Source organism: Nocardia sp. NPDC051463 (assembly GCF_040681975.1).
Taxonomy (GTDB): Bacteria; Actinomycetota; Actinomycetes; order Mycobacteriales; family Mycobacteriaceae; genus Nocardia.
Map to the genome: position 1 here is coordinate 20,941 of NZ_JBFBAB010000046.1, position 10,911 is coordinate 31,851.

A 10,911-nucleotide genomic window follows, 5' to 3' on the forward strand; every position below is an offset into this window, starting at 1 on the left:
GCTCCCGACCAGCGTCGCGCCATTCACCAGCTCACCGCGCCGTGATACCGCCATGCCCTCTTCGACCGTCCAGGATCACCTCCATACAACCGAGCCGGCCGCCCGAACCGGACATCGTCCAGCCTCCCACCCCGCCCTTGTCGCGGCTACATTCCGAGCCCGACCGTTCAGGGTGGCCGCCCGCACCGATCCCCAGCCGCCCGACTCCTTCGCTCCGCTCAACATGCCCACCGCACGAACCCTGTGCGAACCTCGACGTCCTCGCCACGGGCGGTCGCCTCGAGGCCGATCCGACGCCGCATCCCCTCTGGTCACAGACAGTAGATACAACCTGCTCGAATGGGCACTCTCGAGGCCGACGACTCCGATGCGGCACCCTCCACACCGAATCTATCCAGTGCAAACGTCGACTCGGCCACGCCCGCCAGTCCTGGTCGGGCGAATTCGGCGGCGCAGATCAGAATGCACCGCGATGCTGAATTCACTGAACAGCCTGCGACACCGGTTGCGTGATTCCGGCCAGGCTCAGCCGACGTTCCAGGAGGAGGTACAGGTGCGTCGATCCGCCGCAATCCCACGCCGAATCGCACCTCGACGTGAACGCGGGCATGCTCGCTCGGACCATCGGCCCCCTTCACTCGTACCTCGGTGTCGACAACCCCGATCCGGCCACATCCGCGATGAACGTCCGCTCTCGCGCAGACTGGGTCTGCCTCACTCCACGTCCGCAACGGATGCCGCCGACACCGAGGCTATCCGGCGGCGGATTCGACCCGCCTCCGCATCGAGTCGCATCCGCCATGAACGTCACCGCGCAGCCGGGTCGGATCAGCCCGCCTTCGCGATCAGCGCCGCCTGCGCCCGGGCTACCTGGGCTCCGACCGTCTGCTCGTCGACGGTCCGAACCGCACCGTCGCGCACGACCTCGCGTCCGTTCACGATCAATGCGGCCAGCGGTGGGGCCGAGCCGAGAATCAGTGCGGTGACCGGGTCGTCGATGCCCGCGTGGGCGGGGGTGTCGAGTCGCCACAGGGCCAGGTCGGCAAGCTTGCCCGGTTCGATCGAGCCGATCTCGGTATCGCGGCCGAGTACTCGGGCGCCGCCGATGGTGGCCAGCGCCAGGGCCGTTCGGACGCTCAGTGCCCGCGGGCCGCCGATGGCACGGGCGTAGAGGAGGGCGTTGCGTGGCTCCTCGATCATCGAGCTGGACTCGTTACTGGCCGCGCCGTCCACACCGAGGCCGACGGCCGCTCCCGCGGCGACCAGGTCGGCGGTGCGGGCGATACCTGCGCCGAGGCGACTGTTGGAGGTGGGGCAGTGTGCGATGCCGGTGCCGGACCGCGCGATCGAGGTGATGGCCGCGTCGTCGAGGTGCACGGCGTGCGCGAACCAGACGTCGGGGCCGATCCAGCCGAGCTGTTCCATGTATTCCGCTGGGGTGCAACCGAACTGCGCCGCACAGAAATCCTGCTCGTCGAGCGTCTCGGCCAGGTGGGTGTGCAGGCGCACCCCGGAATCGCGGGCGAGCGTGGCGGATTCCCGCATGAGGTCCGCGGTGACCGAGAACGGCGAGCATGGGGCGAGCGCGATGCGCAGCATCGAATCGAACGACCGATCGTGCCAGCGGGCGATCGCCTCCGCGCTCGCGGCCAGCACGGTGTCCAGCGATTCCACCACGCGATCCGGTGGCAGCCCACCGGAACTCGCGCCGAGATCCATCGAGCCGCGACACAGGTGGAAGCGCAGCCCGACCTCCTCGGCAGCCGCGATTTCCGCTCCGAGCAGGTCACCGGCCTCATGTGGAAAGACGTAATGGTGGTCGGCTGTGGTGGTGCAGCCGGTACGCGCCAGCGCCGACAAGGCTCCGGTTGCGGCGACCCGCAGTGCCTGCTCGTCGATGCCGGCCCAGATCGGGTAGAGCGTGGTGAGCCACTCGAACAGGGTGTTGTCCGCTGCCAAACCCCGGGTGATCCACTGGTAGAGATGGTGATGGGTGTTCACGAGGCCGGGAGTGAGCAGGCAGCCACGCCCATCGACGCGCGGCACACCACCGAAATCGGGGGCGTCACCTGCGGCGACCGCGCCGATCCTGTTGCCGTGCACTGTCACATAGCCGCGGCGGAACTCGGTGCCCGCCGGATCGACCGTGGCGACAGCACACCCGTCGATGACCAGCGACGGTTCGCTCACGCCTGCCATGCCGGCCCCCCGTCGGGCGCGTCTTCGCGGGACACCGTGGCGTGGATCAGCCCATAGGGCCGATCGTCGGCGTGGAACACCTCGCCGTGGGTATCGATGCCGAATCTGCCCAGTTCGTAGTCGAAGTGGTGTTTGTTCGGTGCGGCGAGCCGGATTTCGGCGAGCACCGGATAAGCCGCCAGCGCGGCCGCCCCCATCGCGAACAGCGTCTGCTGCAATGCCTTCGAATGCAGCGTCGCGAACGTCTCGACCAACCGAGCGCGGACACCGGTGTACACCGCGTCCCAATCGACGCCGGCAGTAGTCGCGAAGCGCCACTGCGCCACGAGCGAGGTGGCCAGCATGCGGTCGTGGGTCGGTGCGAGCACGGTGAATTCGTCGGTGAGGAAGCCGGCGAACTCGGAGCCGGTCGACTTCAGGATCACCAGGTCCCGCACACCGCCGATCACCCAGGCCCGCTGGTCGCTGCCCTTGCCCGCGACGGTGACCGTTGCCGTGCGCACCTCGGGGCCGGATCTGGTCCAGGTGTGGTCGTGTTCGCTGCCGTCGACCGAAACCCGCTGCCAGGCATACTCTTCGACCTCGATGCGCGCACTGTCGACGGGCTCGATGTCATCGACGAAGTGCCCGGCCAACGCGAGCGCGTAATCCTCGATGGTCTGGATCCCCGGCTTCTTCGCGTACGCGTACGCCGTGTGCTTCTGGGTGTCGGTGGGCAGCACCTTCGACTGGTCACCGCTGATGTAGGCGTCAGCGAAATCACCGCGCAGCACCGTGGATACGTTCAGGTCGCGGATCTCGTGGCGTACCTGGTCGCGATAGATGCGGACGACACGGTTCTCGGCCTTGCCGTACCGGTTGTCCGACAGCACGATCGGCCCGGTCAGTTCCATGAATGGATCAGCTCCCTCGATAGGTGGAAAAGGCGAAGGGCGACAGCAACAACGGGACGTGGTAGTTCCGCTCCTCGGTGATGACGAACGTGACCGAGACCTCGGGGTAGAACGAGTCGACCTGCTGCAGTGCGAAATACGAACCGGTATCGAACACCAGCCGATAGGTGCCTGCCGCGAGGGGCCCGCCGAGTGCGCCGATCCGGCCGTCGGCATCGGTCACGCCCGCATCGAGCCCCTCCGGGCCGGCGTGGAGCGCCACCGCCACGCCCACCGCGGGCACACCACGAACCGCATCGAGTACATGGGTGCTCAGCGTGCTCATGGGGTGGCACCCAGCAGGTGGCGCAATCGGATTCGATTGATCTTCGCCAATTCTGTTCGCATCACGCGCCTTTCGTTCTGCGGATCGTTGCCGAGCCTGGCGTGCAGCAGCTCGAGTAGCTCGGCCCCGGATTTGCCGGTCGCGCACACCAGGTAGAGGTGACCGAACCGCTGCTCATAGGCGCGGTTGCCCTCGGCGAGCGCGGCCCGTATCGAATCCGCGGCGATGGCCACGCCGGCCTGCTCTCGGGCCGCCGCCGCGGTGTCCGGCCGGTCCCCGATCCTGGGGTGCCCGTCGAGTGCGCGGTCGATCTCCGATTCGGGCAGTTCGGCCAGTACCGCATCGGCCGTGTCGAGGAGAACTTCGACGGTGACATAGGGTCGCCCGGATGCCACCGCACGGGCCCACGCGGGCACCGAGCAACAATCGAGCAATGCCGCGACGGCGTCCGTCTCGGGCAGGGCGTTGAACGGCGCCAGCCCGACCCCGTCCTGTGTCATCGGTCCAGCATCGAATACGAACAGCCGGCTTGCCACTCGAATGGAAGAGATCGCGTCCGGCGTGTCGTGTAGACGCGCCGAGATGGCTCTACGGATGCACACCACCTGTGGGAAACCTGCTGGCCACGGAGGCGGACTACCGTTTTATACATGGGTGTTCCCAACCACGGCGCCGGCACTGAACAGGGCGCCGAACCAGCACCTGGTGCGGGCCGGGCAGGCGCCGCCGACACCCCCGCGTGCGTAGGCATTGTGCTCGCAGCAGGCGCGGGAACGCGCTATGGAATGCCGAAGGTGCTCGCCGAAGACGGCGCTTGGCTGCGTGCGGCGGTGACGGCACTGCGCGATGGCGGCTGCGATCCGATCATCGTGGTGCTCGGCGCGACGGGGCCGTCGCCGGATATCGTCGACCTACCCCTTGGCGTGCGCCACGTGTGGGCGGCGGACTGGGCCACCGGACTCGGCGCCTCGTTCCGGGCCGGGTTGATCGCCGCGGCGGATACCGCCGCCGGGTACGCGGCGATCATGCCGGTGGACACCCCCGATGTCGGAGCCGACGTGGTCGCCAGAGTCACCGCCGCCGCCTTCGCCGCGCCGAGCGGCCTGGCCCGCGCTGTGTTCCACAACACACCGGGGCACCCCGTTGTACTCGCGCACAGGCACTGGACCACGGCGTGCAAGGAAGCCGTAGGAGATTCGGGCGCCCGCACCTATTTGTCCGGTAAGAACGATATGGTGTGCGTCACGTGCGACGATTTGGCGACGGGGAACGATCGTGATTACCCGGCCTCGGCCGCACGGTGATCGGAGCTAACTGATGCGTGACATTGTCGACGATTTATTGCGACTATGGCATTCCGGACGTACCGGAGGGCTGGCCACCATCGTGCGCACCGTCGGTTCCGGTTCACTGCCGGTGGGTTCAGCGATCCTGGTCGACGCGAACGGCTCCCTCTACGGCTCGGTGCTCGGCGGCTCCGTCGAATCGACCATCTACGACGCCGCCGTCGAGGCAGCTCGCACCGGCCGGCGCGGACTGCACCGTTTCGGCGTTCCCATCGGTGAGGCGGGCTTGGACTCCGGTGGCATGATCGATGTGTTCATCGAGCCGTTCTCCCGCCGGGATTTTCCCGAATTCCCCACTGTCGCAGCCGAAATCGCGGCCCACCGCCGGGTAACCGTATTCACGGTGGTGTGGAATCCGGACGCGGACCTGATCGGTCAGCATCTGGTCACCGACAAGCGGCACGCCACCGAGCTGGTCGCACTGCCCGAATCGGATCTGTTCGTCGCCTCGTTCCCGCCACCACCACGATTGCTCATCTTCGGCGCCAACGCCTTCGCCGCGGCACTCACCGTGCAGGCGAACCTGCTCGGCTATCGCGTCACTATCTGCGACTCGCGCGACAGCGTCGCCACCCCCGATGCCTTCCCTGGCGCCGAGGTGGTCGTCGACTGGCCGCACCGCTACCTCAACACGCTGTCGGCGGCGGGTGAAATCGACAGCAGTACCGGGATCGTCGTGCTCTCGCACGACCCGAAGTTCGAGATCCCCCTGCTGACGGTCGCATTGCGACTGCCCGAGCTCGGTTATCTCGGAGCGATCGGTTCGCGGGCCGCCCACGTCCGGCGCATCGAAGACCTCCAAGCGGGCGGCTTCGACAATGCCACCCTTGCCCGCCTGCACTCCCCCGCCGGACTCGACCTCGGCGCACGAACCGCCGCCGAGGTCGCGGTCTCGATCGCCGCACAACTACTTGCCGCCCGGTCCGGTCGGACCGGACGCCACCTATCCGAACACAGCGACCCCCTACATACCGAGCAGGCGTTCGCCTAATAGGCGCAGCCGGACAACTCCGCCCCACCCCGCGCACCGCCACAACGAACGCAGCAGCACGCACCCGTCGAACCAGCCGGGCAAAGCCCGCCCTAGACCGCGCACGGCCAGAGCGAAGGCGGAGGTACGCCTCCGTCGAACCAGCCGGACAAAGCCCGCCCTAGACCGCGCACGGCCGGAACGAAGACGGAGGTACGCCTCCGTCGAACCAGCCGGACAAAGCCCGCCCTAGACCGCGCACGGCCAGAGCGAAGACGGAGGTACGCCTCCGTCGAACCAGCCGGACAAAGCCCGCCCTAGACCGCGCACGGCCGGAACGACGACGGAGGTACGCCTCCGTCGAACCAGCCGGACAAAGTCCGCCCCTAGACCGCGCACGGCCGGAGCGAAGGCGGAGGTACGCCTACTTCGAACCAGCCGGACAAAGTCCGCCCCTAGACCGCGCACGGCCGGAGCGAAGGCGGAGGTACGCCTACTTCAAACCGGGATTCTCGGCGTACACCTCGCGCAGCACGGACAGATCGAACAGCTGATCGGCCTTGATGTCGATCTTGGCGTTGCGCAGCGCGGCGATATTCTGCTCGATCAGATGATCGGTCATGCTCAGCAGCCCGTTGGCCGTCGTGTCCTGCGAAACCACCAGACCGTTCTGCGCGATCGCCTCTTTGGTCTGCTCGGCAAGATCGAGCTTCTGATCCTTGCCGTACACCTCGACGGCCAGTCTGGCCGATTCCTCCGGGTTCCCGATGGCGTCCTTCCAGCCCTTGATCTCAGCGATGAGGAAAGCCTTGAGCTTGTCGCGTTCCTTGTCGATGGTGGACTGTTCGACCGTCAACGTCTCGGCGACCAGCGGCAGATTGTAATCCGCGAACAAGAAGTGGTTGTTCTCGAATCCCTTGGCGGCCAAGGTGATCGGCTCGTTGGTCACATAGCTGACCCAGCCGTCGACCTCGCCGTTGGCCAGCGGGGTCGGATCGAATTGCGCGGGCACGATAGTGACATCGCTCGGCTTCATACCGTTGGCCGTCAGCAGCGCACCGAAGATGAGCTGGTTGGTGTCCTGCACACCGATCTTGCGGCCCTTCATGTCCTGCGGCGTCTTGATCGGCTTGGCCGCGGAGCTGACGATCGCGAAGGGGTTCTTCTGATAGGTGGTCGCGACGATTTTCGCGGGCAGGCCCTCCAGGATCGCGGGCGCGGTGGTCTGTGGCGCCGAGGTGCCCAGCCACACTTTTCCGGTGTCGAGCCCGGCCTCCACCGAGGTGCTCGCGGCGCCACCCGCGATCAAGTTGACCGACCCGAAACCGGCGTCCTTGTAGTAACCCTTCGAATCGGCGAAGTATTCACCGGCGAATTCGATGTTCTTCAACCAGGAGAGCTGGATCGCGACGGTGCCGTATTGGGAACCATCGTCGATCGAGCCGCCCGATGAGCTGCTGGAATCGGAGCCACAGGCGGCCAGCAGCCCGGCGCCGCCCAGCACGGCTCCGGCCAGCGCGGAGTAGCGGAGGAACGAACGGCGGTCCAGGTGCGGCCCGAACGAAGAGCGTTGTGTCACAGAATCGAACTCTGTCATGCGCCGAATCTAGGTCGATTCCGTTTCGATTTCTTTACTTTGGGGTTCCGAGCAAGGATTTTCCCGAATTGACGATCAACGGCGACCGGCTTCCGGTCCGAATCGAGCGAGCACGAGATTTTCGATCACGCCGACGATCGCGTACAGGATCACCGACACGATAGTGACGATGACGATCGACGCCCACAGCTTGTTGTACTGGAAGGTCGGGATGGCGCGGATCAGGCTCGCGCCGAGACCGGTGCCGCTGCCGAGCCATTCACCCAGGAGGGCGCCGATCAGTGCGCCGGGCACCGAGATTCGAGCCGCGGCGAACACCGAGGGCAGCGCGGCCGGGACCGCGACCATCCGCAACCCGGTCCAGCGCGAGCCTCCGTAAGCGGTCACCAGGTCTATCGCATGCTGTGGCGCGTTGCGCAATCCCGCCATGATCATCACCAGCGCCGGAAAGAACACCACGATCGCGGCCATCACCGTGACACCGGCGAGCCCACGCCCGAACACCAGCACGATGATCGGGGTAAGCGCCACCAGCGGCACCGACCGCAGCAACATCGCGACCGGCAGGAAGGTCTGCTCGACCGCCGCGAACGAGACGAACAGCGCGGCGACCACCAGCGCCGCCCCCATCCCGAGCCCGAACCCGATCGCCGCATCACGCAGCGTGATCTGCAGATCGTCGAAGATCGCCTGCCGCGCCGTGCCAGCGTTGTCCGAGGTCACGAGGTATTTCCAGATATCACTCGGCGTCTTGCCGACCCGCGGCCCGACCTGCGGGAACGCCTTCAGGAAGACGTACCAGATGGCGAGCATCAGCAGCAGCGAGGTGAACAGCGGGAACAGGAAGTGCCCGATCCTCCGGAGCACGTCGATGGTTCCCGCGGCCGCGCCCGGCCGCGCCGGGGTGTCGGCGGTGACCGCCGGGGCGGTGGCCGCGGTCGGGTTCCGTTCATCGGATCGGTCGCTCATCGGGCCTCCTGTGTCGTCCACGGCGCGACCAGCCGGGCGGCCAACGCGACAATCGCGTACCCGAGTCCGGCCAATGCAGCGGCCGCGAGTGCCATGCCCCAGGTGCGCGGCACGTTGTACGCGGTTTGGGCGGCGGTCAGCGCGACCCCGATGCCGCTGTCCACCCCACCGAGGTATTCACCGATGATCGCGCCCAGCACGGCGGAGGGCGCGGCGATCTTCAACGCCGCGAACGTATTCGGCAGCGCGGCGATCGCCTGCACCCGATACAACTGCTGCCAGCGCCCGCCGCCGTAGGCACGCACCAGGTCGAGGCTGGTCTGGTCGGCCGAGCGCAGACCGGTCACCGTTCCGACCATGGTCGTGAAGAAGCAATACATCGCGGCGAGGAACACCGTCGGGGTGCGACCGCCGAAGACCACCAGGATGATCGGTCCGAGTGCGAGCAGCGGCGTGCAATAGCTGAGGATGGCCAGTTGGGTGGCCAGCGGTTCGATCGGCGGAATCAGCATGATCAGGATGGCCAGCCCGATGGCGAGCGCATTACCCCACACGAAGCCTTTCAGCGCACCCCACGCCGTGATCCGGAAGTTCGGGCCGTAGAGCGCCCAGCCGTCGTTGTACATGGTGTCCAGCACGTGCCAAGGGCTCGGAATGGTGCCGCCCGCCACCTCGAGCGCCGCGAGCAGCCACCAGATCGCGATCAGCCCGACGATGCCGAGCAGACCGCCCGCGTGTTTCATGCGACGCCGCCCTTACCCGACTTACCGAACAACAGCTCCGAGAGATAGTCGTGCAACTTGTGGAACTCGGGAGTCCGCATCATCTCGGGGGTGCGCGGGCGCGGCAGCTCGATTTTCACCAGCTCGAGCACGCGACCCGGCCGCGGGCTCATTACCGCGACCACATCGGAGAGGAATACCGCCTCCGCGATGCCGTGCGTAACCATCAGCGTGGTCGCGGGCTTCTCGGTCCAGATCCGCAGCAACTCCAGATTGAGGCGCTGCCTGGTCATGTCGTCCAGCGCGCCGAACGGCTCGTCCAGCAGCAGCACCGTCGGCTTCACCACGAGTGCGCGCGCGATCGAGACTCGTTGCCGCATACCGCCGGACAGCTGCGCGGGTTTGGCCTTCTCGAAGCCGTCCAGCCCGACCAGCCGGACCAGATCGGCGATCTGGTCCGGTTCGGGTTTGAGACCCGCGACCTGCAGGGGCAGCTTGATGTTGGACTCCACCGAGCGCCACGGCAGCAGTGCAGAATCCTGGAACGCGATGCCGAGCTCGTGATGACCGCGCAACTCGGCGGGCGTCTCACCGTCGATCAGCGCCTTGCCCGCCGTCGGCGTCTCCAATCCGGCCAGGATGCGCAACACCGTCGACTTCCCGCACCCCGACGGCCCGAGCAGCGAAAGAAACGCACCCTGCTCGGTATGCAGATCCACCGAATCCAATGCGTGCACCGTGCGTCTGCCGACGCGGAAGGTCTTCGTCAACCCGCTGATATGGATGCCCGTCCCCCCGATGGGCGCCTGCTCGCCGGTATCGCTCGCCGTGCTCATATAACAAACCCTAAGAGCAGGTCGTTGCACGGATATTGCAAATCGCCACCCCAGATTGCGCAATCGTTACGCACGGCGCGTCCGGACCGTTGTCCGTTCGAATCCGACTGAACGGAATACCGCCGGGCGGATGAGAAACCGCCCGCCGACGGTTACACCGGTCGTGAACCCGATTTATGCGCTGCTCGACGCCAAGCTGCATATCGCAGGCTCGGAGATCCTGTGGCGCGAGGTGATCGGCAACGGCTTCGGTTTGGCCTCGGCGATCGGTGGCATGCGGCGGCGGGTCTGGGCCTGGCCCATCGGGATCGCGGGCAACGCGCTGTTGTTCACGGTTTTCGTCGGCGGCGTCTTCCACACACCCCAGCACTTGAATATGGCGGGCCAGGCCGGCCGCCAGCTGATGTTCGTCGCGGTCAGCGTCTACGGCTGGTGGAGCTGGTACCGCCATGCCCGCATCGAAACCGGGCTGGAGCACCGCGGCGTCGATCCGCGCTGGGCGAGCACGCGGGAGCGCTGGCTGCTCGGCGCGGCCATGCTGATCGGCACCGCAGTCTTTGCCCAGCTCTTCGCCCTGATCGGCTCCTATGGGCCGTGGGCCGAAGCGTGGATCTTCACCGGCTCGGTGCTCGCCACCTACGGCATGGCCCGTGGCCTCGCCGAGTTCTGGCTCATCTGGATCGCCGTCGATTTGGTCGGGGTGCCGCTGCTGGTGCAGGCCGGCTACTACCCGTCGGCCACGCTGTATCTGGTCTATGCGGGCTTCGTTGCTTGGGGCTTCGTCGTGTGGGCGCGAACGTTGCGTCCGGTCGTCGAGCCGACGCAACAGCATGACGCGGTGCCGCTCACGCGTCTTTCGTAGCCGCTGTGGCTTCGCTCGCTAGTGCCCTATCCAGATAGATTGCTGCGCTATCCACTCCGGCAACTGGCCGAGCGTAGTCATATGGCGGTCGAATGCGGCCCTGGGTTCAAGGGGTGGATGCAACACCCACCCCTTGAACCCCGTGGAGTGTTGCGATGGCGCTGCCGCCGTTGAATGTTGTGACTTGCTTGT

Annotated in this window: 11 protein-coding genes; 3 read left to right on the forward strand and 8 right to left on the reverse strand. The window is 66.7% G+C overall.

Going from position 1 to position 10,911, the window contains the following annotated elements:
• Positions 1–828: 828 nt before the first annotated feature.
• Genes AB0M74_RS33800 through uraD form a run of 4 tightly spaced genes read right to left on the reverse strand, consistent with a single transcriptional unit; the run spans position 829 to position 3,917 of the window.
• A complete protein-coding gene (locus AB0M74_RS33800; RefSeq protein WP_366530372.1) occupies positions 829–2,199 on the reverse strand; it encodes an 8-oxoguanine deaminase in 1,371 nt (456 codons plus the stop codon).
• Positions 2,187–3,092, reverse strand: coding sequence for a factor-independent urate hydroxylase (gene pucL, locus AB0M74_RS33805; protein WP_366530373.1), 906 nt, complete (start codon positions 3,090–3,092; stop codon positions 2,187–2,189). Before pucL ends, AB0M74_RS33800 begins: the two co-directional genes overlap by 13 nt.
• 7 nt (positions 3,093–3,099) lie before the next feature.
• Positions 3,100–3,417 (reverse strand): hydroxyisourate hydrolase, encoded by a 318-nt coding sequence (gene uraH, locus AB0M74_RS33810; protein WP_366530374.1) that lies wholly within the window; start codon positions 3,415–3,417, stop codon positions 3,100–3,102.
• The gene (gene uraD / locus AB0M74_RS33815) at positions 3,414–3,917 is read right to left on the reverse strand and encodes a 2-oxo-4-hydroxy-4-carboxy-5-ureidoimidazoline decarboxylase (protein ID WP_366530375.1); all 504 of its coding nucleotides are present in this window, start codon (positions 3,915–3,917) and stop codon (positions 3,414–3,416) included. Before uraD ends, uraH begins: the two co-directional genes overlap by 4 nt.
• A 150-nt stretch (positions 3,918–4,067) precedes the next feature.
• On the opposite strand from uraD, the gene AB0M74_RS33820 reads away from it, so the two are divergent.
• Together AB0M74_RS33820 and AB0M74_RS33825 are read left to right on the forward strand one after the other, a co-directional pair.
• Positions 4,068–4,721: an NTP transferase domain-containing protein gene (locus AB0M74_RS33820; RefSeq protein ID WP_366530376.1), complete on the forward strand. Its 654-nt coding sequence runs from the start codon at positions 4,068–4,070 to the stop codon at positions 4,719–4,721.
• A 13-nt stretch (positions 4,722–4,734) separates the two neighbouring features.
• A complete protein-coding gene (locus tag AB0M74_RS33825) occupies positions 4,735–5,754 on the forward strand; it encodes an XdhC family protein (protein WP_366530377.1) in 1,020 nt (339 codons plus the stop codon).
• 472 nt (positions 5,755–6,226) lie between these two features.
• On the opposite strand, the gene AB0M74_RS33830 is transcribed toward AB0M74_RS33825, so the two are convergent.
• From AB0M74_RS33830 to AB0M74_RS33845, 4 genes are all read right to left on the reverse strand, one after another.
• On the reverse strand, positions 6,227–7,330 hold the full coding sequence (locus tag AB0M74_RS33830) for an ABC transporter substrate-binding protein (RefSeq protein ID WP_366530378.1): 1,104 nt from the start codon (positions 7,328–7,330) through the stop codon (positions 6,227–6,229).
• 75 nt (positions 7,331–7,405) lie between these two features.
• Positions 7,406–8,299 (reverse strand): ABC transporter permease subunit, encoded by an 894-nt coding sequence (locus AB0M74_RS33835; protein WP_366530379.1) that lies wholly within the window; start codon positions 8,297–8,299, stop codon positions 7,406–7,408.
• On the reverse strand, positions 8,296–9,042 hold the full coding sequence (locus tag AB0M74_RS33840; protein WP_366530380.1) for an ABC transporter permease subunit: 747 nt from the start codon (positions 9,040–9,042) through the stop codon (positions 8,296–8,298). The genes AB0M74_RS33835 and AB0M74_RS33840 overlap by 4 nt, the downstream gene beginning before the upstream one ends.
• Positions 9,039–9,857 (reverse strand): ABC transporter ATP-binding protein, encoded by an 819-nt coding sequence (locus AB0M74_RS33845; RefSeq protein WP_366530381.1) that lies wholly within the window; start codon positions 9,855–9,857, stop codon positions 9,039–9,041. Before AB0M74_RS33845 ends, AB0M74_RS33840 begins: the two co-directional genes overlap by 4 nt.
• Before the next feature lie 163 nt (positions 9,858–10,020).
• Between AB0M74_RS33845 and AB0M74_RS33850 the strand changes: the two genes are divergently transcribed.
• On the forward strand, positions 10,021–10,719 hold the full coding sequence (locus AB0M74_RS33850; protein WP_366530382.1) for a nicotinamide mononucleotide transporter family protein: 699 nt from the start codon (positions 10,021–10,023) through the stop codon (positions 10,717–10,719).
• Positions 10,720–10,911 lie beyond the last annotated feature (192 nt).